This window comes from Pseudobdellovibrionaceae bacterium (assembly GCA_020635075.1).
GTDB lineage: Bacteria > Bdellovibrionota > Bdellovibrionia > Bdellovibrionales > UBA1609 > JADZEO01.
This window is the reverse complement of record JACKAM010000001.1, coordinates 1384240-1409155: the sequence shown is the minus strand read 5'-3', so window position 1 is coordinate 1409155 and position 24916 is coordinate 1384240. Positions and strand designations below refer to the sequence as shown.

22 protein-coding genes are annotated in these 24916 nt (G+C 51.7%); 14 read left to right on the top strand and 8 right to left on the bottom strand.

Annotation, left to right across the window (positions count from 1 at the left end; translation table 11 throughout):
- Positions 1 to 7: 7 nt before the first annotated feature.
- Together purL and H6624_06120 are read left to right on the top strand one after the other, a co-directional pair.
- On the top strand, positions 8 to 2224 hold the full coding sequence (gene purL / locus H6624_06125) for a phosphoribosylformylglycinamidine synthase subunit PurL (GenBank protein MCB9083900.1): 2217 nt from the start codon (positions 8 to 10) through the stop codon (positions 2222 to 2224).
- Positions 2205 to 3584 (top strand): amidophosphoribosyltransferase, encoded by a 1380-nt coding sequence (locus H6624_06120; GenBank protein ID MCB9083899.1) that lies wholly within the window; start codon positions 2205 to 2207, stop codon positions 3582 to 3584. Before purL ends, H6624_06120 begins: the two co-directional genes overlap by 20 nt.
- A gap of 16 nt (positions 3585 to 3600) precedes the next feature.
- Here the strand turns inward: H6624_06120 and H6624_06115 are convergent, their stop codons facing one another.
- The 3 genes from H6624_06115 to H6624_06105 form a co-directional block, all read right to left on the bottom strand.
- On the bottom strand, positions 3601 to 4917 hold the full coding sequence (locus H6624_06115) for a hypothetical protein (GenBank protein ID MCB9083898.1): 1317 nt from the start codon (positions 4915 to 4917) through the stop codon (positions 3601 to 3603).
- Positions 4914 to 5414, bottom strand: coding sequence for a hypothetical protein (locus H6624_06110; GenBank protein MCB9083897.1), 501 nt, complete (start codon positions 5412 to 5414; stop codon positions 4914 to 4916). The genes H6624_06115 and H6624_06110 overlap by 4 nt, the downstream gene beginning before the upstream one ends.
- Before the next feature lie 69 nt (positions 5415 to 5483).
- Positions 5484 to 6680 (bottom strand): hypothetical protein, encoded by a 1197-nt coding sequence (locus H6624_06105; protein MCB9083896.1) that lies wholly within the window; start codon positions 6678 to 6680, stop codon positions 5484 to 5486.
- A gap of 252 nt (positions 6681 to 6932) precedes the next feature.
- On the opposite strand from H6624_06105, the gene H6624_06100 reads away from it, so the two are divergent.
- The 3 genes from H6624_06100 (at position 6933) to H6624_06090 (ending at position 10574) form a co-directional block, all read left to right on the top strand.
- Positions 6933 to 7247: a cytochrome c gene (locus H6624_06100; GenBank protein ID MCB9083895.1), complete on the top strand. Its 315-nt coding sequence runs from the start codon at positions 6933 to 6935 to the stop codon at positions 7245 to 7247.
- 366 nt (positions 7248 to 7613) lie between these two features.
- Entirely contained in the window at positions 7614 to 9116 is a 1503-nt protein-coding gene (locus H6624_06095; GenBank protein ID MCB9083894.1) for a hypothetical protein, read from the top strand.
- 180 nt (positions 9117 to 9296) lie between these two features.
- On the top strand, positions 9297 to 10574 hold the full coding sequence (locus H6624_06090; protein MCB9083893.1) for a hypothetical protein: 1278 nt from the start codon (positions 9297 to 9299) through the stop codon (positions 10572 to 10574).
- A gap of 290 nt (positions 10575 to 10864) precedes the next feature.
- Here the strand turns inward: H6624_06090 and H6624_06085 are convergent, their stop codons facing one another.
- Positions 10865 to 11794: a hypothetical protein gene (locus H6624_06085; protein ID MCB9083892.1), complete on the bottom strand. Its 930-nt coding sequence runs from the start codon at positions 11792 to 11794 to the stop codon at positions 10865 to 10867.
- A 456-nt stretch (positions 11795 to 12250) separates the two neighbouring features.
- Between H6624_06085 and H6624_06080 the strand changes: the two genes are divergently transcribed.
- The 4 genes from H6624_06080 (at position 12251) to H6624_06065 (ending at position 16054) form a co-directional block, all read left to right on the top strand.
- Positions 12251 to 12871 carry a hypothetical protein gene (locus tag H6624_06080; protein ID MCB9083891.1) on the top strand — a complete coding sequence of 207 codons (621 nt, stop codon included), beginning with the start codon at positions 12251 to 12253 and terminating at the stop codon, positions 12869 to 12871.
- A gap of 145 nt (positions 12872 to 13016) precedes the next feature.
- Positions 13017 to 14009: a VWA domain-containing protein gene (locus tag H6624_06075; GenBank protein MCB9083890.1), complete on the top strand. Its 993-nt coding sequence runs from the start codon at positions 13017 to 13019 to the stop codon at positions 14007 to 14009.
- Positions 14010 to 14021: 12 nt separating this feature from the next.
- Positions 14022 to 14735 (top strand): hypothetical protein, encoded by a 714-nt coding sequence (locus H6624_06070; GenBank protein ID MCB9083889.1) that lies wholly within the window; start codon positions 14022 to 14024, stop codon positions 14733 to 14735.
- 320 nt (positions 14736 to 15055) lie between these two features.
- Positions 15056 to 16054 (top strand): hypothetical protein, encoded by a 999-nt coding sequence (locus H6624_06065; protein MCB9083888.1) that lies wholly within the window; start codon positions 15056 to 15058, stop codon positions 16052 to 16054.
- 3 nt (positions 16055 to 16057) lie between these two features.
- Here the strand turns inward: H6624_06065 and H6624_06060 are convergent, their stop codons facing one another.
- Entirely contained in the window at positions 16058 to 17170 is a 1113-nt protein-coding gene (locus H6624_06060) for a glycosyltransferase family 4 protein (protein ID MCB9083887.1), read from the bottom strand.
- Between the two features lie 56 nt (positions 17171 to 17226).
- Here H6624_06060 and H6624_06055 point away from each other — a divergent pair, with 56 nt between their 5' ends.
- The 3 genes from H6624_06055 to H6624_06045 all read left to right on the top strand — a co-directional run bounded on the left by H6624_06055 (position 17227) and on the right by H6624_06045 (position 19809).
- On the top strand, positions 17227 to 17670 hold the full coding sequence (locus tag H6624_06055; GenBank protein ID MCB9083886.1) for a hypothetical protein: 444 nt from the start codon (positions 17227 to 17229) through the stop codon (positions 17668 to 17670).
- A gap of 105 nt (positions 17671 to 17775) precedes the next feature.
- Entirely contained in the window at positions 17776 to 18735 is a 960-nt protein-coding gene (locus tag H6624_06050; protein ID MCB9083885.1) for an LD-carboxypeptidase, read from the top strand.
- Positions 18736 to 18747: 12 nt separating this feature from the next.
- A complete protein-coding gene (locus H6624_06045; protein ID MCB9083884.1) occupies positions 18748 to 19809 on the top strand; it encodes a serine hydrolase in 1062 nt (353 codons plus the stop codon).
- 209 nt (positions 19810 to 20018) lie between these two features.
- Here the strand turns inward: H6624_06045 and H6624_06040 are convergent, their stop codons facing one another.
- The 3 genes from H6624_06040 to H6624_06030 form a co-directional block, all read right to left on the bottom strand.
- Positions 20019 to 20681 (bottom strand): hypothetical protein, encoded by a 663-nt coding sequence (locus tag H6624_06040; protein ID MCB9083883.1) that lies wholly within the window; start codon positions 20679 to 20681, stop codon positions 20019 to 20021.
- 125 nt (positions 20682 to 20806) lie between these two features.
- The gene (locus H6624_06035; GenBank protein MCB9083882.1) at positions 20807 to 21667 is read right to left on the bottom strand and encodes a hypothetical protein; all 861 of its coding nucleotides are present in this window, start codon (positions 21665 to 21667) and stop codon (positions 20807 to 20809) included.
- 65 nt (positions 21668 to 21732) lie between these two features.
- The gene (locus H6624_06030) at positions 21733 to 22134 is read right to left on the bottom strand and encodes a DUF2784 domain-containing protein (GenBank protein ID MCB9083881.1); all 402 of its coding nucleotides are present in this window, start codon (positions 22132 to 22134) and stop codon (positions 21733 to 21735) included.
- A 146-nt stretch (positions 22135 to 22280) separates the two neighbouring features.
- On the opposite strand from H6624_06030, the gene mpl reads away from it, so the two are divergent.
- Positions 22281 to 23681, top strand: coding sequence for a UDP-N-acetylmuramate:L-alanyl-gamma-D-glutamyl-meso-diaminopimelate ligase (gene mpl / locus H6624_06025; GenBank protein ID MCB9083880.1), 1401 nt, complete (start codon positions 22281 to 22283; stop codon positions 23679 to 23681).
- A 17-nt stretch (positions 23682 to 23698) separates the two neighbouring features.
- Entirely contained in the window at positions 23699 to 24778 is a 1080-nt protein-coding gene (locus tag H6624_06020; protein MCB9083879.1) for a hypothetical protein, read from the top strand.
- Positions 24779 to 24916 lie beyond the last annotated feature (138 nt).

Genomic DNA, 24916 nt, shown 5'->3' with positions numbered 1-24916 from the left:
CCGACGAGTGGAATTGTCAGCTAAACTGAAACATTATCGACTGAATCAGGACGAGTACAAAAAAATCCTGGAAGTCCTGGGTCGTGAGCCACAGGGCGTGGAGTGGGCCCTGTTTTCGGCCCTATGGAGCGAGCATTGCAGCTACAAAAGTTCTAAGGTCCATCTGAAGAAGTTTTTCAATAAAACAGAGCGGGTGTTGGAGAGCTTTGGTGAAAACGCCGGAGTGATTGACCTGGGTGAGGGCGAGAGAGTGGCCTTTAAAATGGAAAGCCATAATCACCCCAGCTATATTGAGCCCTACCAGGGAGCAGCCACTGGCGTGGGCGGGATTCTGCGTGATATTTTCACTATGGGTGCAAGGCCTTTGGCCCTGGCCAACTTTCTCTGCTTTGGTGAGGCCAAGGCCTCGCGCATGACCCACTTGGTGGATGGTGTGGTGCGGGGAATTGCCGGTTATGGAAACTGTGTGGGAGTGCCTACCGTCACAGGGCAAACAGAGTTTCATCCCTCTTACAATGGCAACATTTTGGTTAACGCTTTTGCCTTGGGTTTGTTCCGTCCCGATATGCAGGTGGTGAATTCCAAAGCAAGAGGGACAGGTAACTATGTGGTCTACGTTGGGGCCAAGACCGGACGCGATGGCGTTCACGGCGCCTCCATGGCCAGTGAGTCCTTTGATGACAATAGTGAATCCAAAAAACCCACGGTACAGATTGGAGATCCCTTCTTTGAAAAGCTTTTGATTGAGTCCTGTCTTGAAGTCATGGAGAAGGACTTGGTTGTGGCCATTCAGGATATGGGTGCTGCGGGACTGACAAGTTCCAGCTTTGAAATGGCCTCAAAAGGGGGAGTGGGTCTGACCCTTCATTTGGATCAGGTGCCTCTTCGCGATAGTACCATTACGCCTGAGGAGATTTTACTCTCTGAAAGCCAGGAGAGAATGCTACTGGTGTGTGAGCCGGCCAAATTTGAGGACCTCAAGGCCGTCTTTGATCATTGGAATTTGGATGCCTCCATCGTTGGTGAAGTTAAAGATGAAAAGACTATCGATCTTTATTGGCATGGCGAAATAATTTGTTCAATTGATCCCGATGTTTTGGTTGAAAATGCACCCATGTATGAAAGACCTTACGACAAATGGGAAAACCGCAATCGGGCAGAGTCACTGGAGAAGGTGGTTCCCCAGGTGGACGACCCCAATGAGCAGCTTTTGAAGGTCTTAAAAGATTTGCGTGGGACTTCCCGCGAGTGGGTCTATCGCCAATATGACCAACGAGTGGGCGGTGCCACCTCTCGGGACGCCACCGATTCGGTAGCGGTGATGCGCCTTCCGGATTCTGGTCGAGCCCTAGGTTTGGTCTTGGGATGTCGCCCCTTTATGATGAGATGGGACGCCCGCCAGGGAGGAATGGATGCTGTGGCTTATCCTGCGCTGGAACTGGCGGCTAAAGGTTTTGAGCCCCTGGCCCTGACGGATTGTTTGAATTTTGGCAATCCCGAAAAGCCAGAACTCATGAGTGAGTTTGTAGCGGCTGTCGAAGGCATGAGTGAAACCTGTGAAGCTCTGAGGACGCCCGTCATCAGTGGAAACGTCAGCTTTTACAATGAAACCCTGAATAAAAATGTCACCTCGACACCATCCACAGGTCTGGTCGGGCTACGGCCGGAGTTGGGTGGGATTCCCAAGTCTTATTTCACCGGCATGGCCCAAGGGGTTTACTTAGTTCGATTGCCTCAGGTCCATTTGAATGGTCAATGGTCAGAAATGGAAACTGGCCAGCCCATGAAGGGAGTGGGTGAGTTTGAAGTTCAGGGTCTCATGAGTTTTACTAAGCTCATCACCGATTTGGGGCGGCAGCCTTATGTATATTCTAGCCGGTTGGTTGGTAAGTTTGGCTTGGCCTATGCGCTGGCAAGAATGTGTCTACCTCTGGGTGTGGGTGTGCGAACAGCAGCGGGAGATTGGTTCCTCAATCCTCGGAACCCAGGAGGAAGTCTTTTTGCGGAAACCTGCTACGAGGTGCTCTTTGCTGTGGATCGGGAGAGGGAAGCCGAGTTCAAGGAGCTGGCCAAATCTTCGGGCACCGAAGGTCTGCGAGTATATAAGATTGGGGAAACAGGTGGCGACCGCATTGTTGGTGGTCGTGCTTTAGACGTCCCCATTGATCAAGCGCGACGGGCTTACGATTCCGGTTGGGAGGCGAATTTTGAAGGACTGGAATGAGGAATGTGCCGTCTTTGGCATTTGGGGAGATCCGGAAGCCGGTAAGATGGCCTATTTGGGATTGTACGCCCAACAACACCGGGGTCAGGAGTCGGCGGGGATCTCAACCTTGTCTTACGGGGGAAGACAGATTCATCACAAAGGTGTAGGTCTTGTGGGCGAAGTCTTTCCAGCGGATGTCTTGGAGCGTTTGAATGGGCGAGCGGCCATTGGCCATGTTCGCTATTCAACCACTGGGACCAATTCCCTTCACAATGTGCAGCCCTTAACAGCGGGTCTTCTCACAGGTCCTGTGGCCATGGCTCACAACGGTAATATCGTGAATTCCAAGACACTGCGAAAAGAGCTTAAGAAGTTAGGAGCTATCTTTCAGGGAACCAACGATACGGAGTGTTTGTTGCATTTGCTGGCCCGTCACCCGAGCAACAACTTGGTGACTTGCCTCAAGGAATCAGTGCAGCGCCTGGATGGGGCTTACAGTCTGGTGCTTTTGGCCAAGGACAAGCTGGTGGCTATGCGGGACCCACGTGGTATGCGGCCACTCATTCTGGGCCAGCGCCATTTGGAGGAAGGCGGCTTTTCCTGGGTGGTCGCATCCGAAACCTGCGCCTTTGACCTTATTGGCGCCAAATACATTCGTGAGATCGAGCCCGGTGAAATATGGTGGGTGGATGAAAACGGCGAACACAGTGAAAGGTTTGCCGAGCCTTCTCAGCCCTTGGCTCAATGTGTTTTTGAGCACGTCTACTTTGCTCGCCCTGACTCCAAAGTCTTTGGCAAAAGTGTCTACGAGACCCGCAAGAGAATGGGTGAAATTCTTGCCGAAGAAAACCCAGTGGAGGCAGACTTCGTGATTCCCGTTCCCGACAGTGGAACACCGGCGGCCATTGGCTATTCACAGAAAAGTGGGATTCCCTTTGAGTTAGGCATTATCCGCAACCATTACATTGGTCGTACCTTTATTCAGCCCAGCCAGAGCATTCGCTCTTTTGGCGTGAAGATTAAACTGAATCCCCAGGCTGAAATTCTAAAGGGTAAGCGTGTCGTGGTGGTGGACGACTCCTTGGTGCGGGGGACAACGAGCCAAAAGATCATTCGTTTGGTTCGCCAGGCTGGTGCGAAGGAGGTGCATTTTCGCATTGCCTCGCCGCCAACTACGGGACCTTGTTACTATGGAGTCGACACGCCAGAGAAATCGGAGCTCATTGCCAATCAAAAGTCCCTGGAAGGAATTCGCAGTTTTATCGATGCCGATACTTTGGCTTATCTGACAATTAACGGAATGATGCAGGCGGTGGGATCAAGCAAGGCTGGCTACTGTGCCGCCTGTTTTGATGGGCAATATCCTACGGACATCTAGGTCAGGCAGCCGCGGATTATTTGTGAACCCGAGCGATTTGTCTTTCCAGGCGTTTGATCTCAACCAGATCTGTCTTGCGCCTTTTTTCAAAGCGAATGACGTCGGATTTGTACTGTGAGACCTTTTCCCGCGCCTTGGCCTTTTCTCTTTTTAATTCCTCGCGAAGATCTTTTACCTTTTTTTCCGTGTCTTCGGCCTTGTCTCGGGCCCGCCAGGAGGCCTTCTTGGCGGAATCCACGGCATCGCTCAGGTCTTCCATTTTGCCCCGAAGGTTGTCGGCGTCCTTTACGGCCTTTTTCGTTCGCTCTTCAAAACCACGTTTCTCTTCCTCGTATTTGGCAATCGATGTGTTGCTACGATCTCTTTCCCGTTCATGCTTGGACTTGGTTGCAGCCAGTTCCTTTTGAGCCTTGGCCTCTTCGCTTTTGGCATTGGCCAACTCTTGCTTGGTTTTAGCTTCATCCTGTTTGGCTCTTTCGATTTGTTTAAGAAGGTCAGCAACGTTGGATTTTGCGTCCTTGATGTCTCCTTCCACATCTTTGATCTCACCTTCCAATTTGCGCCGGTCGGACTCTGCATTTTTGAGTGTGGAGCGGTGGGCTTCGGCCTCTGACTTGGCATTTTTCAAATCGCGCTCTTTGTGTTTCAAGTCGTTTTTGAGGCGAGCGACAACGGCCTCTTCCTCTTCAACTGCCACTTTTGATTTGGCAATTTCGCCCTTAACCATGTCCACCTGTTGTTGGTTTTGTCGGATTTGGACTTCTATTTCCTTCTTTTTAGCTTCAACCTCCTGGACGGCCGCATCGGTTGACGCCTTAGCTTGACTGATTTCCTTTTGTAGGCCTTCGTGTTCGGTTTTCAGTTTTGAGATCTGAACGTTGAGTTGCGTGAGCTCTTTATTGACTCTCGTGGCATCCCCAGTGGCCTGATCTCTTTGTTTTTGAGCTTCATCTCTTTCGCCTTGAGTGGTTTTTAAGAGGTTTTGGGCATCGGTGATGCGCGAAACGAGCTCCTGGTATTCCCTTTGCGCGTCTTCTTTTTCCCGGCGCCAACGGTCGGCTTCTTTGCGAACTTGCTCAATCTCACGATTGATGCTTTTGATTTCCTGTTCCATCCCTCGCTGTTTGGATTTCAGATTGGCCGAGGCCTGACCGGCCGCTGCCTTCTCCTGGGTGAGAATCGCCTTTTCGCCATCGAGTTCAGCTTGAACCATTTCGACTTCGTCAGAGTCTTCCTCAATCGCCCAGGAGATTTGCGGTTCCAGACTGAGAGATAAGAATATTGCGGTCAAAAGAAGGAGAAAGGTTGTGTTCGGTTTTCCAGCTGTCATCATGTGCCCCCTGCTAAACTCGTCACCCGTACAATGGTGTAAATCACAATGCCTAAAACAAAAAACAATGCCGATAGTTTGATGCGGAACTTCCCAAACTGAACCATGCGGTTGAGGAGATGTTCCTTCAGAATCTCTCGTGTTGCCAACTCTGCCGGGCTTGGTTCCACTCTTTCCCGAGGGGCGACCTTGAGCGCCGACAGGGCACTGAGAGCCATAAAGCCGGAAAAAAGACCACCAAAGCCAAAACCGGGGATCATAATCATGATTAAAAGCATCCCCGGGCCGTCACTCGTCCATTTGGCCTTCATGCCGACGGAAAAGAGAAATAAGGAAAGGCCGATGCCGGCGATACAACAGGTGGAAAAGAACACCAGAGAGACGAACTTGAGGAAGGGCCATTTCATGTATTGGGCGGCAATCATTAACACGAAGACAATGACACCGAGATCAAAAATAATGGCAGGCGACAAACCAGCTGCTCTGTCCAATGAAACCATCCCACATCATTTTACCGGGTTAGAGAGGGAAAAGGTATGTTTCCTGGCCCTAGGAAGAGGGGGGTTGCACTAATGGCTGGACCCGGGTGGGAGAGATCGGCTGTCACGGAGGAAGCGGCGACAAGCCCAGGCCTTGCGAAAGGTGGCGCGGGTCTTCGCCACCCGACGCATTCCCTTTTGAAAGAGCTTCTCCTCCATTTTTGCGATGCTCTCCAGAGCCACGCGAAGCGGTTTCACGTACTTAAGGCTAGCCGCAATTCCGGCGTAACCAGCAAGAATCAGAGTGGTGGAGAGATTAAGGTGAAAATAGCCAATCTCAAATAGGGTCGCAAGGTGAATGCCCGACCAATCCATGAGTGTCAGAGGTGTCATTAGGATAAACTGATTGAAGTTGGCCCAACGGGAGATCTCAGGCCTATTGGAGTAAAGTTGGTCTCGGACAGTATTGAACAAAGCCATTCCCAAACCGTAGGCACCAACGAAAGAAAGCACTTCTGCCTGGCCAGTCATGGAGAAAAAGGAGTGAGCATCACCAATCGGACCTGAGATTAATCTTACCGTTTCAGTCATCATCAGGGTAAAAAAGGAGCGGCGGAAAATTTGATTGAGACCGCTGACCTTAGAGTGGTCCCCGTTGCCATTTTGGCTGCTGCCAAATATGCGATCCAGGCGATGGATGTGGGTGGTTTGCAGCCAAATGATCAGGGCCTCGTACCCCGCCAATGCTCCCACCGTCCAAGGGTCTAAGGTTCCGTGATGAGCCCAGGCCCAAACTCCTGCTGCTCCCGAATAAGAGGCCATGGTAACACCCAAAAACCAGTCTGCCGCAGAAGGCTTGGCCCTCATGACATAGTCCATCCGAGATTTAAGGCGACCCATCCAAGTGTTACGTGCTTGGTTGACCAAATCCAACTGCGGAGTGGGAAGAGAGACAATCTCGTAAGGGATGTTGGCTTTTGTGAGCATGACCTCCATGTCGACGGAGACACTGGTACCATCGGGAACATAAAGGCTCAGAGGTCGACCGCTTTGTTGGGTGATCATCCTAAGTTTTTCCAGAGTCTCCGCCTGGTCAGTGGCACTCATGGAGGAACCCAAGGCCATCCCCACTGTGGTATCCATTTCAATGCGTCCCCCGCCATCAGTTTCAATGGCGTAGCGAATTCTCTCGGCGGGAGCTGAGTCATCACCAAGCGCCCACTCACCCGGGAGGGTGGCGGCGAATGCCAGCAGTAGGCCTATGAAGATGTCTCCAATGCCTTTCAAGTCATTTCCTTTCAGACAGATCACCCGTTTGGAATCTGGGAAAAAGCATCAAGATTCGTACCAGAGAAACATCGCCTAACCCCCTATAACTAGGTGGGTTTCTCGGCGTTTTTAGGGCCTTGCCACGAAAAATTGTCATTGCCGGTGAAGGGATTGTTGACCCAACCAAAAGTCGAGGGAGACAATACTGGGCAAAATGCACCAACGCTTTTATGGGTTGGGGGAGTAATCACATAACCTTTGGGGGGAGAGATGAAGGTAAAGTTCGTTGGTCTGGTATTGGCCATCATCGGTCTTCAGTTGTCGGCTTGGGCGGCAGGTGATGCCAATAACGGGAAAATTATTGCACAAGGCTGTGTCGGCTGCCACGGAACTGATGGAGTTTCCAAGCAACCCATGCACCCAAATTTGGCCGGTCAAAAGGAAAATTATTTGATTTGGCAATTGAGTGCCTTCCGTGATGGGTCTCGTCCGTCTCACATCATGAATCATGTTGCTGAGGGTTTGGATGATCAGGCGATTGCCGACCTTTCGGCCTATTACAGCCAACTCGGCGCTTGCCAATAAGCAAGTCGCCTTACCAATAGAGATGGAAACCGGGGTCCATCTCAATAGGTAGCAAGCCACGGTCGGTAGCGCTCAGACTTGTCGGGTTGAACTAAACCCTTTTGACTCCTGACCAAAACTTCGTCTGTCTCTGTTTGAGACTTCCTTTCTGTTTCTTCTGGATTGTTTATTAGCGATTCATATTGGGAATATCTTTGGCACTTTGATTGAAAGAATTAAGTGTCAGCGCCATCAATTAGGTTCCAGGTCCTCAAACGGGATGCACGAAGACAAATTCGCGTTCCTCCTTTGAGGATCGACTTTGTCTTCGTGCATCCCGTTTGAGGACCTGGAACCTAATTGAGGCTCAGTGCTTGGGGGTATCAGATGAAGGTCATTTCTTGGTCCGCTAGGATCATCATTGCCATCAGTTTTGTTTTACTCGGATTGCATTCAGCATCTGCAAAAATCAGAAGCGGTGGAACAGATCACTCGGCGCCCGAGTCCTCTGTGACCCCGCCATCGAGTGCAGCGGGTATCCCCAGTGATGAACAGTCCCCCACGGGGAGTGTCACTGAGGCCGATCCAGCCGGTAGCGGTCATCAAACTGATCCAAAAGCCAATGGCGGTGAGGGAGCTGGGGATCCCGAGTCGACAGCGGGCAACTACTGTGGGAATCCCACCTACAACCAGGCTTACATTAACTCCCTTCGAGAGTGTGACAATCAAATGAGGCAGGCACTGGAAAGATGTGACTCCAGTGACATTCAGGCTGTCGTCGGTTTTCAAAGTCACATGGTCAATGAGGGTGCCTATGGAACTGATTTTGGAGAGCGTAAGCAGGTAACTGCCGATGCCCAGGCGATGGTGGAAGAAAAGCGTCGAGGCTGCGATTCCATCACCCGCAGTTGCTATGCCACCTGCAAGAAAACTCGGGAGCTGGCGGCGGAAGGGCAATGTCAGACCAAGGGTTATGAGACCACGCTTTACTCATGTGAAAAAGGCGAAGTCTATGCCAAGTGGTTTGACCTCACCGGAGCATCCCATGGAGCCAATTCGCTGAAAGACTCCACCGCCAGTCAAAGTCAGTTTTTGCATTCTGGAGGAGGCTCCGGAGCTGATTCCGTTGCCACCTCAGATTTGGCCTCTCAGGCGACTCAGGATTTGGACCGGATGAACGCCGGAGGATCGGGAGCCTTCGCTCAGCAAAATCCGGATCAGCCAAATGACGGTGGGTTGGCTCTCGCCCAACAGACGGGTGACTACTCTCAGGTCGATTGTTCCATGGTCTCCGATTCAGGTGCCGGTCGGGTGATCAACTCAGGCGGTGTCTGCGATCGTCAAGGGCGAAATCTTTTTGGCGGCTCCTTTGATCAGGGCAGCAGTTACCAAGTGGCTTCCAATGGAAACGTCCCGCTGGGTGAAAAAAAACTGGAGTACATGGAACTGCGTGAGATGCCCGTGAGTGATTTAGATCGCCTCGAAGCCGATCGCCGCAAAGTCATCAAGAGATACGAAGGGGATTTGGCCACTCAAAATTCTATGGCCGATTCGGCGATCAACAACACTTCCAAATCGGATCGTAACTCCTATTGGCGCCTGACCAACTCAGGAAACGGCTCAATGGCAGCCAAACGCTTTCCCAAGCTTCATGAGGCCTACCAAACCAAAAAGACCGCTCGGGTGGAGATGGCCCGCGACCCTGGCTACATTCGGGCTCAGGAAGAGCTTTATCTGATTGACCGTGCCAGACCCCAGCCCAAGGGGCTTTATCAAGGCTCGGGCACTGAGACCCGCCAGCCTGCCTTTGATAAGAACATGTGCTTTTGCACTCTGGCTGATTCCATGAGCTCTTGTGAGGCCCGCTTGTACAAGAATGGGTGCATGTAGGGGTTGGAACCAAAATAAACAGCTGGCTAACTCCTAGTCTCCTCTAGGCGGCAAAACCTCCGTCATGTCAAACTTATGGGCCTTTGAACGTCTCATTCCTGGACCGATTTTCGCATAACCCATGGGTAGTACCACGCGGGCACCATGATGGTGGGGATGCAACTTAGAGGGTATTCAGGGATGACTGGACGACAAATTATCGGCCGCACACTGCTAATGAGTGTACTTTTGGGGTTGGGAGTTCTTTCCGCCCAAGCCAATATTATTTTTTCCGAAGATTCAAAAACCCAAAACACGGATCAGGACCAGGTTGTGGAAGTTCAGGGAAGTGAGTCCCCTCCGCAAGGGGCAGTTTCCGCAGCCCATGTCTGTCTAGTTCAAGAGATGAACCAGAAGTTTATTGAGGCCATGCGCCAATGCGAGCACCAGACTCAAGAGGCATTAGAAACTTGTGATTCTAAAAGAATCGATGCCTTAGTGGTTGTACAAAAATCAATCGCCGTCAGCAATGGTCTGTCCAACTCTGCCGAATTGACCAATCAGGGGCGAACAATGCTGGAAGAAAAAAAGAAGAGCTGCGATCGCATCGCCCGTGCTTGTTACACCACATGCACAGAGGTGAGAAACATGGCCCTTAAGGGCAAGTGCAACACCAGTGGATTTGAAGGCTCCATGACCTCCTGTGAACGGGGAGAGGCCTATGCCCGTTGGATCCAAATGGCCGGGGCGGTGGCTACCGCCACCAGGTTTGAGGATGCGGCGGAAGACGAAATCGGATACCCCGCTAAGGCAAAGACCCCTGTGGTCCAAAGAGATCAAGTGTCACCGATCCATGGTGGTGTTCGTCCAGCCTCCACTGGTGAAACATTTAGATCTTGGCAGGCAAACCCCGCAGCGACAAGCTCGGCTCGGGAGTGGGCCGAGAACTCTCGCGAATCAAAGCCAAAGCCTCGCTCGCCTGGGGCATCCTTTCCTCCACTCGCAAAGGTCAAACGGCCTTCTGCACTCAGCTATTCTCAGCTTCGCCGGTTGTCTCCCATTCAATTGGACCGATTGGAAAACCAAAGGCGACATTTGATTGAAAAGTACCAGAGCCGATTAGTCAGGCAACAAGCCCAAGTCGATCGTCTCATACAGGATGAAAAGCTATTTCATCGCCAGTCCTATTGGCACTTACGCAATTCAGGCAAGGTCAATCAGGCTGCCGAAGAGTTTCCCAAACTTCATCAAGCCTATATGATGAAGCAAAAATACCATCTACTGATGGCTAAAGATCCAGGTTACATCCGCGCCCATGAAGAACTCTATCTGATCACCCGAGTTCGCTACCAAGGCCAGGTTATTGCGACCGGGGGGAACCGGGTTCCTGCTCGAGACCCTAATCAGATGTGTGTTTGCGCCATGAGTGACACTCTGGAGTTGTGTCGGCTCAGGCTGCGCAAGAACCAGTGTCTTTAGCTTTTTGGTTCCAGGTCCTATTCGTGGTCACACTGCATCCACTTTTGGTTCCAGGTCCTATTCGTGGTTACGCCGCATCCAACTAAGGTCATTTAATGGATTCATGTAAAGACCAAGAATTAGTCTTCCACGTAGACCCATAGAAGGTCATCTGGCGAGATGCAGTGTGACCACGAATAGGACCTGGAACCAAAAGTGGATGCAGTGTGACCACGAATAGGACCTGGAACCAAAAAAGCCAGGTGGGGACACCTGGCTTTTTTGTGCTCTGAAAATTGGTGAGCAAGTGACTACTTTAGTACCGCACCCAACTCTGCAAAAGCGGCAATGGCCGACTGCTGGGCAGGAGTGAGTTTGGCCATCAAGGGCTTAAGCTCTGGAGAGCTGGCCATTCCGGCGATACCCGCAAGCGGCTGTGCCTTGGGGTGAAGAACAACAGGCAGGCCTTTGCTCTTCATGTACATGATCTCTTCTTTGGCCTTTTCCATTTTGGCGATGGCTTCACTTAATGCGCCACCATTGGCAGTCATGGAAAAAGGAGCCTGAGCTGCCACTGCACCCTCATTCATTTTGAATTCAGTCATATGAGCTGCCAACAGGATCAAGCCGTTGATGCGCAGATTGAGAAAGCCAATGACCTCTTTTTGTTTGCTAATCAAGCGAGTCAGGTAATCGGGTTGACCGCGAGTCAAAGCCTTAGGGTCCAATTCCAAACTTTTCTTAACCAGATTTACAAAACTCAACACAGGACGACCCGTCTTAGCGGCAACTCCGGGCTGGTTGAAGTTAATGGCTTCCGCACCAATCGCCAGAGCCAATTGATTCCAGTTGGGTTCTTGGGACTCTGCCGGTTGCTCAGTGAGGGGCATGGTCTTCAGGAAGAATTCTGAAACCGCGATGTTGTAGTGAAACTCCCGTCGAGCTTCATCACCAGTGGTGATCACTTGGTAAGGCATAGACATGAAATAGGAGTAAGCCTCAAATAGCTTCACATCCAGTTTATCTGTAGCCATCAGCGACTCAAGAGCGTCCTCACGAGACTCTTCGCCACTCTTGAGTAGTGAGAGTTCAGATAGCTCAAGTCCCAGGGCTTCCCCTCGGGCCGAGCGTGCGGTGAGTTCATTTGAGTTATCCAACATCTTCTTAGTATCGCTGCAGCCAAATGCCAGCAGCGATCCCAGGGACAAGGTCACCAGACCGAGAATTCCCTTTTTCATCATTACCTCCTCGATAAGACCTGGGGGGGCAATCCAGCTGCCCAGGGCAGGTCAGACAATTGAGCCACTATTCAGTTTCAATTAACGATGCGAGTCACATAACAGGGCGTGCCATAAAGGACAATTCCCCAATTGCAGGCTTAGGTTAAGATTGTCCATCCCCTCATAAAACGCAGAAGAAAGGGAAAGTTTTACACCTAAAGCTGTGAAATCATTCAATATATCCCATGCTTGGGCGGAGCGGATGGGGCACCATCAGTGCTCTATCTCCAAAAACCTCATGTCAAAGTGGAGGCACCCTATCATAAAAGATGCAAGGCGTCATCAGGGAACTTGCGGAGTGATGAAAATCCCCTGGGCCTGTGAAGGGGCAAAAATGAAGTAAAACTCACCAGATGCGAAAGAGGCCTTGTCCTCTTGGCCAGAATTAGGGCAATTTCCGGGCTTGGAGGGGGCTCAATGGTCAATCGGCGATTTTGGCTTTTGGTGGTTTTAGCTGTCCTGGTGTTCTCAGTGGCCGAGGTCAAACCCCGTTGGCCAATCAGTGCCCGGGTTTTGGACAATCGTGACCTGGCTTTTCTTCCTCATGTGGGTTCAACACCCTACCTCGCTATGAATGTGCGTTTTGCCCCAGTGGATGAATTCAAATCACAAGTGGAATCCCAACTCAATATTGCCTTGAAGTCTCGTGGGGAAGCCCATGTGACGGTGATCACCCCACCAGAATTTCAAAAGGTTTTGCGACATCATCTCACCATAGGGGAGATCAATCGCATTGCCCTGGAATTGGACATTCAGGCCGCAGACCTGGAGCTTGTCTGCCTAGGGCGGGGAGAAAAACTTGAGCCTCGCCAATTGTTGTCGACTTACTTTTTGGTGGTGAAGAGCCAAAAGCTCTTGGAGATCCGCGAGAAGATTCTTGAACAATATGTTGCAAAGGGTGGGCAGGCTGAGGATTTCGACCCTGAGGCTTACCATCCACATGTCACTCTTGGATTTAGCAAAAGAGATCTTCATAGTAGCGATGGTGTCACTAAGAATGCAGACTCCTGTATCGCAGACTTAAAGATCGTCGAGTAAGAGCGATACTTCGAGGAAATACTTTGGGATCAGTAAGTGATCTTGCCACCCCTCACCATTGGAACAAAGCCTTTACAGCAACGGACTTCATTTCCTAAGATCGATCCGACTTGGGGAAACACACATTTCAATCAGGAGGGGATCTATGCATCTGCTGCGCAAGGTGATGTACCGAGCTGCGCTTTGTCTGAGTTTGGGAGGCGTTCTAGCTGCCCAAGCCGAGTGGGGAACGATTGAGGGTAAGACCTTTGATCTTATGCGCTTTCCAGGAAAGGTAAAAATCGAGTATCTCGGGCAAGCGGTCGATATTCTGTTCGTTGTCGACGATTCGGGGAGCATGGGCTCTCATCAAAACAATCTGGCTCAAAACATTGATCTGTTTTTAGCTCAGATTCAGTCTCTTACAGATTACCAAGTCGGAGTCATCACCACCAGTTGTGATTACACCGGTGCTCGGTGTGGTGTTCTCCGCAATGGATTTGTCACACCCGCGACTTCCGACCCAATCAAAACTTTGCGAGAAAACCTTCTCGTGGGAACAAGTGGCTCGGGCACTGAAACCCATTTTAAATCTCTGGCCGCGGCCTTGAGTGATGACATTCGCCATGGGGCCAATGCCGGCTTTATCCGCGAGCAAGCTCACCTGATGATTGTCTTTGTTTCAGATGCGGAAGATCAGTCAGACGACATAGGTGTTCAAGTGGTCGCCGATCGGTTGTTGGCGGTGAAGGGGTCCCCCTCCATGGCCAGTGCTCATGGTATTTTGGTGCCCTCAAATGACACCACCAACTGTATTCGCGATGACGGCAACACCACGCCTGCTCGCATTGAAGATCTCATTGGCCGTTTCAACGGCCAGGTGTCGTCTCTGTGTTCAGCCACCTACGGGGAAGATCTGGTGCGCATGGCCCAGGCAGTGACCGGTCTCTCTCGTCGCATTCCCCTGTTGCTTCAGCCTCTTGTAGAAACCATTCGGGTGTTTTTTAATGCGGTGGAAATTCCCACCGGCATTCTTGGTCAGGGTTGGGCCTACTCGCCTGAGACCAATGAAGTGGTGATTGGGGAGTTGGTGGATCTCAGTGGTGCGCCCGACCACACTCCCGTAATTGTTGAATTTGTTCCGGCTGACGAAAAGTAATTGGAGGCAAACATGAAACAACTTAAGCAGATTTTGTTAGCTTTGGTTCTGGTGGCCCCTTTGGCTTCTCAGGCCAGTGAGTGTAAGGACAACCGCTTTGAAGTGCAGGCCAGCGACACCATGGTGTTCGTGGAGGGTGTTGAGTCCGCCTACACCATCCGGGGAGTGGTCCCAGGCGGTGGCGACTACGCTATTGGTTTTAATCAGTTGCCGGTTGGCGCCGCCTACGATCAGGCGACCCGGCAATTGGTTTGGCAGCCGGAAGTGAGTTTTGTCACAAGTGGCGAGACAAGAAGCCTGACCGTGACGGTGCAACTCTACTCTAATTCACAACCAGTGTTGATTAAGGAGCAGGATGTGAAACTTCTGGTGATGGATCGCCCGCAGCGTCCGCTTTTGGGGGCGATCACTGGTGTCAAAGACATCACCAACGGCGACCGCTTTAACTTTGAAGTGGAAGTGGAGCAACCGGGGAGCATGGTGATGAAACCCAAGATGGTCATGCTCAGCAATCTGGCAGGTCTTAAGGACACTTCGCGCTTTGGCTGTAGCTCGGCGCGGGAAGCGGGACCGGGTAAGTGGCTTTTTAACTGCAACGTGGTCATCGACTTTTTGGTGCCACCCACAGCTGAGGTGGCCATGGACTTAAGCCTACAAGCCATCAGCGATGGTGGGCTTTCAAGCGTCGGTAACGTCCGCTTTAAAGTGCTGCCACTGAGTCCTTAAGGATTTCTGTTTCAGGGTTCCGAGTCTCCACTCGGAACCCTGAAAACCAAACCTCTATTTTTTTAGATTTAGCCTGTGTTTGCCGATAGAAAAGGGACATGAACCGGGCCTTTCTATTCTTCATTTCGATATTCGTATTGATCACTTCCGCTTGGGCGGGGGGTGGGCCCTACTTCCAGCGGGGTAACAAAGGCCAAGTCAAGCTGGTGGACAGTTGCAGATTGATTGAGGCGCGATTCCAGGAGGTCAATGCCTGGACCCAGGTCGTAGAAGGGAAGTCCTGCTCGACCGTGCCCCCGGTCCGGGAAGACGGAGAGGGAATGTGTCAGATGAATGTCCATTCCTGTTTGCCGGAACACGTGCAAAAGTACCAGGGCCTTTCCAGCGAGGTGGGTGGTCCCAACTGTTGGAACCTAGCTCTGGTGATGGGCAAGGTGGTGCCCTTTATGCGTCAGTCGTCGGATGAGGAGTGGGATTTTTTTCTTCGTTCACCACTGTGTCGTGAACTGCAGCCAGGAGAGAAAAAACAGCCAGGTGATTTTGGTTCTCTCGAAGTCAGGACTCCCGAGGGGCGTACTCGGCATGAGCATGGCTTTGTCTATGTTTCAGATTCCATGGTCTACGCAAAAAATGGTGTATTGACTAAAGATGCCTACTCTCTGCAAAGTGCCGAGGAAAATGCCAAACGCTATCCCGCCGGAGTCCTGTCAGGTGAATGCCTCAGCGATTGTGGCAAAGCCCCTTTGAGTTGGTTCATGACGGCTGACGACCGTAAGGCCCACGATTATCAGCCGGTGGAATTGGACCCGGATATTTGCAATTACCTTGATGGTTCAAAACGCCCGCGCGAAATTGTCGAGGCGGTGAGAAAGGCCTGCGATCGCTTTCGTGAGTCCCGCATGACCAATGAAGAAGCCTGTTCCAAGTACTGTGCAGCTTCAAGTGAGCACTTTTACCGCTGTCAGGACTTCGATAGCTTTTACAAGCAGCATGCGGCCAACCCCGATATGCATGAGTTAAAAACCCGTGTAGAAGAACTGGAATGCGAAGCAGAACAGGTGGCTATGGAAGGAAAGGTGCTGACCAACACGGCTTATGAAAATGCCTACGACACTCTTCACGCCTTGCAAGCTTATTTGGATCGGCAGGATTATGATCAAGCCAGTCCGGAAACCAAATTCGTCCTTGGCGCTCTTCGCGTTCGCCTGGCTTCCGCAGGCGATCAACTGAGAAATGGCGGCGGGGACTCGGACTTGCGTCACCGGCTCGGCAACAAATTTGAGAGCACCTTAAAATTCTGGCGGGATAAACTCCAGTAGAGATCACTTCACCACATGTTGATAGACGGCCCAGTTGCCTTCGACCATGGAATCCAAAGAGAACTGGGCGCGCACCAGTTTGCGGGCAGCCTCAACAGACTTTTCTCTCAGGGCAGGCTCGGACATCATGCGGGCCATGGCCTGGGCCAAGGCTTCGGGATTTTCCGGTGGTACGAGTAATCCCGTCTCCTCTTGATGGACCATCTCGGGAATGCCACCCACGCTACAGCCCACAACAGGGGTTCCAGCCAACATGGCTTCAAGAACAAGCGTTCCCAAGCCCTCGTTGCGAGAGGGGAGGACCAAACAGTCCAAAGCGCTGAGGAGTTCCGGAATGTCGTCCACGAAGCCCGCAAAGGTCACGTAATTCTCCAGCTCCAGTTTTTTGGTCAGCTTCAGCAACTCGTCCTTCATATCGCCAACACCGGCAAACACGCAGTGAAAACCCACTTTGGCTTGGCTCTGATCCCGCAGCAGGGCCAGGGACTGGACGAGAATATCGGGAGCCTTTTGTTCACTCAGGGCCGAGGCACTGCCAAACAAAAACAAACTCTCATCAATCTCCAACTGGCGTCGCCACTTGCTGGCGCACTCTTTGCGGTTGAGGCCTTCATAGGGCCGGTGATCCACCGCACTTCGCACCACGGAGACCCTTTCCTGGGGAAGGCCGTACTCCACAAGCATCTGGCCAATGAAATAGGAAATGGCCACAAAGCGATCAACCTCATCACTGCTGTACTTGCGTCGCGTGGACCAGCGGTCTTTGATGGGGTTATCCACACGCCTGTGGACAACCACCTTAACGGCGGGACAAAACTTCTTTACCCAAAGTGCTAAAGAGTGAGCACCGCTGGAATGGGCATCGATAATATGAATCTGGTTGTCTTTGACCCACTTGGCCAATTGCATGACAGACCTGAGGTCGCCAGAGCTGGAAGAGGGTAGGGGAAGAACCGGGCAAATCTTGGCAAACCTCTCCATGGCCGGGCTTCCCTGGGGGTAGGCCACCCAGTTTTCGGCATGGTATTTGGCCTTGAGGCCCTCAATGAGTAGGCGGATTTGGTTTTCGCCCCCGCGCCAGGTTTTTTCCGTCCCTAAATGGAGAATACGCATCATTCCATCCTACCGGGATTGGGTTTGCTCCGTCATGGGAAAGTTGTTACAAATTTCTCATGGAATTGACAAGACAAAGACCCTCGTTTCAGCACCTTTACATGGATTTAGCCCACAAATTGGCCGAGCGCTCCACCTGCAAGCGCCTTAATGTGGGGACGGTCATCACCAGCGTGGACTTTCGCAAGGTATTGGCCGTGGGTTACAACGGCAATGCCACCGGCCTTCCCAATGAATGTGATCGGGACGAGGCGGGCAATTGCGGGTGCCTTCACTCCGAGGAAAATGCGGTCATCAACTGCGACTCGCCTCGGTTTATCGAAAAGATTGTCTTTGTAACTCATCTGCCCTGTACGGCTTGTGCCAAGCGGCTGATCAATATGGGTGGAGTCAAAAAGATCTACTTCGCTCAAGACTACCGCTGCCGCAAATCCCTTGAGATTCTCACTCAAGTCGGCATTGAGGTGGAGCAGATGGAGATCATGACGACCCCCTCAGTCTGATTCCTCCCTAAGGGATGAGGTCTTCAGGACTTGCTCCTATTGCCAATGCTCATTAGAATCTTGGTAGCATCAGGGATCTGATTTCTTTCCTAAAAAGGATTCTCCATGACTCGCAGCTTGTTTCGTCGCAAACCAAAAATGATCTCGTGGCGTCCATTAGTTGAGGGTGATGTGGTGGACCTCATTGCGCCCGGATTTGCGCCTACCAAAGGGGAAATTAGGGGGGCGGTGGCCTTTCTTCGCAGCTGGGGACTCAAACCTCGTGTGCCCCCCGGTCTTCTTGGCGCCGATGTCTTGTGTTCCAACAGCGACAAAAAACGCTTTCAGTTTTTAAAACGGGCTCTATTGGCCAAAGACTCCCGCGCCATTTGGTGTTTGCGTGGTGGCTACGGGGCGAATCGATTGTTGCCGGACCTCAACTCTTTGCGCAGACCCGCTCAAAGTAAAGTCCTGATCGGCTACAGTGACGTGACCACTCTTCATTTGTTTCTCAATCATAAATGGGGCTGGAACACCATTCATGGTCCGCTTTTGGATCGCTTTGGCCAGGGTGTGGGCCGGCCGCGGGACAAGCGCGAGATGAAAGCTCTGTTGTTCGGCGACAAACCGATTTTGGAGTTTTCAGAGCTGAGGCCATTGAATACGAAAGCCAGTCGCCAACAAACACTGCGCGCGCCGATCACGGGTGGCAACCTCACCACTTGGGCATCGGCGATCGGCACTCCCTGGGAAGGGGTACCGCGCGGAAAAATTCTATTTTTTGAGGACATCGGTGAGCAGGGTCGCAAGGTGGATCGTATGCTAGTGCAAATGGATCAGGCAGGCCACCTTAAAGGCGTCAAGGCCATGATCTTTGGCGAATTCATTGGCGGCGCCCAATCCAACGGTCGTTATCTTTGGCGGGAAGTGATTCGTCGTTTTGCCGATGAGGCTCCCTTTCCAGTGTTTGATCATTTCCCTGCCGGTCATGGGCCCGCCCAGCGGCCCATCCCCTTTGGTCCACGGGCAGAACTGCAGATGGGTAAAGAGCCTCATCTGCGTGTGGGATCAGGATTCCTTTCATGAGATGGAGTGTGCATGAATCGCTTTGAAAAGCGACTGGCGCAGATTATTGACGAGCGTCTTGAGCACCATTTGGATCATGTGACTCCAGGAATAAAGCTTCGCGCCTATCGTAAAGGGAAACTCGCAGGTGAGTTGAGTTTGGGGAAGACCTATCGCTTTTATGATCTGGCCTCGCTGACAAAAATATTGTTTACCGTGCCGGTATTGATGCGTTTGGTGGAAGAGAAGGAACTCAATCTCAATCATCCTATGCGCCACTACCTGGATTGGTACCCAAGTCCGCGCACCCAGGTGAAAGAAGTTCTGAGTCACTTTGCCGGCCTTCCCTGGTGGGCCCCCTTTTACAAAAAAATGCGCGGGCCGATGAATCCGGAAAAAAGATGGAGGCAGTTGGAAGGCCATTTGCGCAAGGTCAAACCCGGTCCCAAGACCCGGGCCATCTATTCAGACATCGATTTTTTTATGCTTGGCATGCTGGTGGAAGAAATCCACGGAGCACCTCTTGAAGAAGTGTGGCGGGACTACCGAGAAAGTTTGGATCTTAAGGGTTTCACCATGCACTTTAACCCCGGCAACAGGCCAAAGTACAAAAGGTCTCTCTATGCCCCGACGGAGACCTGCTCTTGGCGGGGGAAAACCATGCAGGGCGAAGTCCATGACGAAAACTGTTGGTCATTAGGGGGAGTGGCTCCTCACGCGGGACTCTTTGGCACTTTGGATGACGTCAGCCAGTGGGCATTACTGTTGAGAAGGTCTTATCTGCAAAAGTCCGGATCCCAATTGATCGGCCAGAAAACCCTGCACCACTTTGCCAAACGGGCCGTTCCCCGAGGCAAAGGCGACTGGGCCAGTGGTTTTATGATTCCTACTAAAGGCAAAGCCAGCTGTGGTAGAAACCTTTCATTGCGGAGCTTTGGCCATACCGGTTTTACCGGCACCTCGCTTTGGTATGATCCCGTTAAAGATCTGATGGTGATCATTCTCTCCAACCGTGTCCATCCCACCAGGGAAAACACCGCTTTTGTTGCCCTGAGGCCTTTACTTCATGATTGGATTGTCGAGGCCCTTGGTTAATTGGGTTCCAGGTCCTATTCGTGGTCACGCTGCATCCACTTTTGGTTCCAGGTCCTATTCGTGGTCAGGCCGCATCCAACTAAGGTCACTTTATGAATCCATGTAAAGACCAAAAATTGGTCTTCCATGCCGACCTGTAGAAGGTCTTCAAGCTAGATGCAGTGTGACCACGAATAGGACCTGGAACCCAATTAGGGCCTGGAACCCAATTACCGGCCGCCGAAGACTTGTTCGGGGCCATCAGCTGGGTTCGCAGCAGGTTTTTTGAATTCGACGCGGATATGGCGGACAAAACACATATCCCCCTGGAGGAGACTCGCGCTCAGGCCCGTCATTGGGTAAGTGCCCAATGGGTCGGCCTCAATTTCAGCCAAGTCTTCATTACATACGGCTTTCAGGTCTCGGTTGCATTTTTCATTTTGTGCCTTAGTGCTTGCGGAAAAACAATTATCCCGAGCTTTTGCTTCGAGCTCTTGCAAGATCCAAGTGCGGTGTTTGGTCACCGCACCTTTGACCAACACATCTTCTCGAGTGGAGTGGATTTCAATTTGGCATTCAATGCTGTGGGGCTTCTCCGTGACCGGATCAACCAGGGTGGTGGCGATGAAGTTCTCAAAGGTGAAGTTGCCCTTGAGATCGTTGGCCTCTTCGATTTTATTCAGGCCCTCCGTGAGGCGCTGGTAAAAGCTCTCGCACTTTGCGCCCAGATCCAGTCTGGAGCCGCGAACTTTCCATTCCAGCACACGATGGGTGGGAACGCCAAACACACAGTTGCGTCCCTCGGCGTTGCAGCCGACACCTTCATAATAAGGGGCTGCGCTTAAGCTCACGGACCAGCCAGAAAAGACAAAAAACAGAACCAATGCCCTCATTTTAAACTCCTATAAAAACCCGAGCCCATGATCAGAGCAAAAGGGTGGCCAGAGAGCGCGGCCAACAGCGTGAGGGTGAACAGATGTCGGTTGGAGATTATTACAGGCCTAGGCGCAAAATGGGCCTATTGGGCTCCTTTGGTGGTTCTTCGCCCTTTGACTTCCCGGCCCAGGCGCACGGCACTCCAGTCGGAGAGGGCGGGAATACCCGGGTGGTTGCAGTCGCGCAGGGTGAGCTCACAACGGCGTTGGTCGGCCAAAGGATCATAGCGGTCATTGATTTCGCCTTCGAGGGGCGGCTTCTCCTGGGCCTTGTAGTAGCGCAGGTTCTGCTTATGCTTAGTTTTTACATCGCCCACCAGGAGTTGAGTGAATCGGGGTCTTTCCTTTCCTAAGATTTTCTTGCAGTCGGAGGTGTAGTTCTTGAAAGGGTCCAAAGGTTTCAATCCCACTTCTTCCTTGAGATGAAAACACAAAGACACCGTCAAGGTTCGGCAGGAGTCCGCTTCATAGACCATTTGCGCGGGATCCGACATTCCCTTGGTTTTATTGAGTGTCTTGCAGGTGGTGATTGAGGCCGGCTTGGTCGTATCCATCACGGTGACTTGCCCCCCGCGCAGGACATCCTGGTTGCCTAGGCTTCTTTCCCAGTAGGAGCGGGGAGTGATAATGCGCTCCGGTGGCTCATGGGGACTGTTGCTCAGTTTAATACTAACGGGACCATCCACCGGGTAGGTGTCGCCGGCCTCCACACTTCGTCTTTCTTTGGCGGCAAGACTGGGGTCAGGCGTAAACAGGGTCCAATCCTGTCTGGGTTCAGAGGACGTCCACTTTGCTTTGTCGAAGGCAATGTCGGTTGTGTCGTCCGTTAGAGTTAGGCCATCAAAGTCCAAAAAGGTGATGCGCTTGTTGTCGGCCGCTCCCGCCGAAGAGGCCAGACCAAACACCACCAGACTCGAAAGCAAAGACTTTGAAAGTGTACTCATGAACCATCCTTTTTCCCGGTAAGATCAGGATATCATTTTCCTTGGGGGGGCGGCACCGGCAGGGGCTAGGGGATGGAATTTTCTGACTGAAGTCGGGGTCTGCGCCAATCACGGTAGTTTAAAATCAAACTGAGGACCACGGCCAAGGTGAAGACCCCGCCCACCCAGCCATCTACCATCTGGGAATCCACATCCAATGGCGTAAAGTACTCGATCATAAACTCAATGTAAGAGGCCGGCATATCGCCATGGCCCAATCTCTCTCGCACCAGCCAGTGCCAGTGGGTGAGAGGACAATAGCCAAGACCATACCAAATTCCCAAGCCCAGCCAAGAGAAGGCCGTCAGGCCCACTGTGATCAGGTGAATGCTCCTGGTTTTTCGCCACGCCCACCCCAGCGTGTTAAACAAGGTGAGCACCAGGTGGAAGTAAATAAAGAACTGATCAAGAATCTTAAGGCCCAACATGGGACCACCTTACTCTCCTCCAGCACAGAGATCAAACCGTCCCTGATCAGAACTCGGTTCCCAATCCAGCCTTGTTTTTACCCAGACTTTATTGACCCACCAGGCCCCTGGGTAGACACTAGAGCCTAACAAGCGGGTTGAAGCTCATGTTAGAACAAGGCGCACACATACATCTAATGGGAATTTGTGGAACGGCCATGGCCAGCCTTGCCGGGATGTTGAAGGACATGGGATACAAAATCACCGGTAGTGATCAGAATGTCTACCCACCCATGTCGACTCAGTTGGCTGAGCTTGGTATTCCCATTATGGAAGGTTACAAAAAAGAAAACCTCCAGTCGCGACCTGATTTGGTGATCGTTGGTAATGTTATCACCCGCAAGCATGAGGAGGCCGAAGCCCTGCTGGCCAGTGATATTCCCTATACCAGTCTTCCCAAAGCTCTCGGTGAGTACGCCATTGCCGAGCGACATTCGGTCGTCATTGCCGGAACGCACGGGAAGACGACCACGACTTCATTAATGAGCTGGATCGCTGAGTCCTGTGGCAAAAAGCCGGGTTTTTTGGTGGGAGGTATTCCTCTCAATTTCTCCCGATCTTTCCGTGCCCCTCAAGGTGATTGGTTTGTGATTGAAGGGGACGAGTATGACACGGCTTTCTTCGATAAGGTTCCCAAGTTCATTCACTACAAGCCCAAGTATGTGGTACTTACCAGTGTGGAGTTTGACCACGCTGATATCTACAACAACCTAGAAGATGTGAAGAAGGCCTTTCATATGCTGATGGATCTCATCCCTCAGGATGGTCTTTTGGTGGTCAATGGGGAAGACCCTGTGGCCATGGATTTGGCCAAAAGATGTAAGGCTCGGGTGGTCACCTACGGATTGGAAAAGGGCGACTACCAAGTGGCATCACGCCAGGTCCTTGTCGGCCGCAATCAGTTTGCCGTGGTTCACCAAGGAAGGCGCATTGCCGATTTGGCCATCAAACAGTTTGGCCCCCATAACACAATGAATGCCTTGGCCACCTTCGCCATGGCCCGCGAACTCAAATGGCCACTGGTCGATATTCTTAATGGCTTTGCTGAGTTCAAAGGGGTCAAGCGTCGTCAGGAAGTGATTGGTGAGCCTCGTGGCATCACCGTGATCGAAGACTTCGCTCATCACCCGACGGCGGTGGACCTGACCATTAAGACCATGCGCGAGCGGTTCTCAGGTCACAAACTGTTTGCCGTGTTTGAACCTCGTTCAGCGACCAGTCGTAGACGCATCTTTCAGCAGGACTACATTAAGGCCTTGCAACAGGCCGAGGTGGCCATAGTGGCTAAGCCCTACGATCAATCTAAAATCGCTGAAGAGGATCGTTTCTCCACCGAGGAATTGGTGGAAGCCATCAAAGCCCACGGCAAGTCGGCCTATGAAGGCGATAACGTGGATCACATCATTGAGCTTCTGACCAGCCAGGCTCAGCCGGGAGATGTGATCCTCATTATGTCCAACGGGGGATTTGACGGCATTTACGGAAAGCTCCTCAATGCACTAGGGTGATCAGGACCGGGGGACATATGGAAAATTCAATTCTGGCGGACCGGATTGAAAGGGTTCTTGAGTTGGCTCGTTGGTACCCTTCAGGGGACAATTGCCAGCCATTTCGTTTTCGCATCACCAAAGATCGCCTACAGATTTTCCATTCTGAGGTCAAAGCAAGACACATTCTCAACGGCCAGAACCACGCTTCCTGTTTGTCACTCGGTGCACTTTTGGAATACCTGGTCGTTGCCGCAACTGATTTTGATTTAGAGCCAGTTTTCGAACTATTTGAGTCCAATTTCCTCTCAACTGAGGAGCTTTCTCTGTGGGCTGAAGTGGCATTCGCAGAGCGACCGCTGGCGTCTGATCCTCTAGTTCCTCTGTTGTCTCAGCGTCGGACAGAAAGGCGACCATTTAGTGGTGAGATTGATTTGGCAAAAGTCCACTCTGTTTTGGAAGAGGGTAAGAAGGATCATCAAGAAGTGGATGTCCATTTACTTTCTTCACCGAGTGAGGAATTCAAAAGTCATTGTGTCGCTGGAGAGACCCTGATGTGGTGTTGGCCGGAATTGAATCGGGCCATTTTTGATTGGGTGTGCCTAAAGAATCCACAGTGCTCCGAAGGAATGCCCTTTGCCACTCTAGGAGCTTTAATTAGCGATTATCCTCTCATCTACTTGTTAAAGAATTACCCAGGTACCTTTGGCTTCTTCCGATCGATGGGTTTTTATGCAGTCCCCAAGGGTCGGGTGAAAAAAACCTATGATAGGGGCCCAGCCTTTTTCGCCGTGTCGACGCCGGAGCTGTCCTCTTGCAACATGATCAAGGTGGGTCAGATGTCTTGTCGCAAATGGCTGCGGCTTCAGGCCGAGGGCTATTCTGTTCAGCCTTTGACTCTGCCAGCTCTCGGACCGAGTTTTATCGATACGGCAGGTTTACCGGTAGAAGTAGGAGAAATAGTCAGGCAAATGCAGACCTCCTTAAACCATCTCAAACAGGAGTTCGCCTTAAAAAGTCAGTGGCAATTGGCCTGGATGTTTCGTGTGGGCAAAGCCAAGGGCAAGCAACCGGCTCCTCCAAGCTACCGCCACTCAGTCAAAGAACTCCTGGTGTGATTCGTCCACATCCCAAATGCATTGATCACATGTCTCAACCTGAGACAGTTGATGTTTCGTATTTAAAAAACCGGATGACAGGAGTAAATTGAAAATAGGGCATTTTGCAGACAGGGCTGTCTGTGGGCTGGTCGAGGC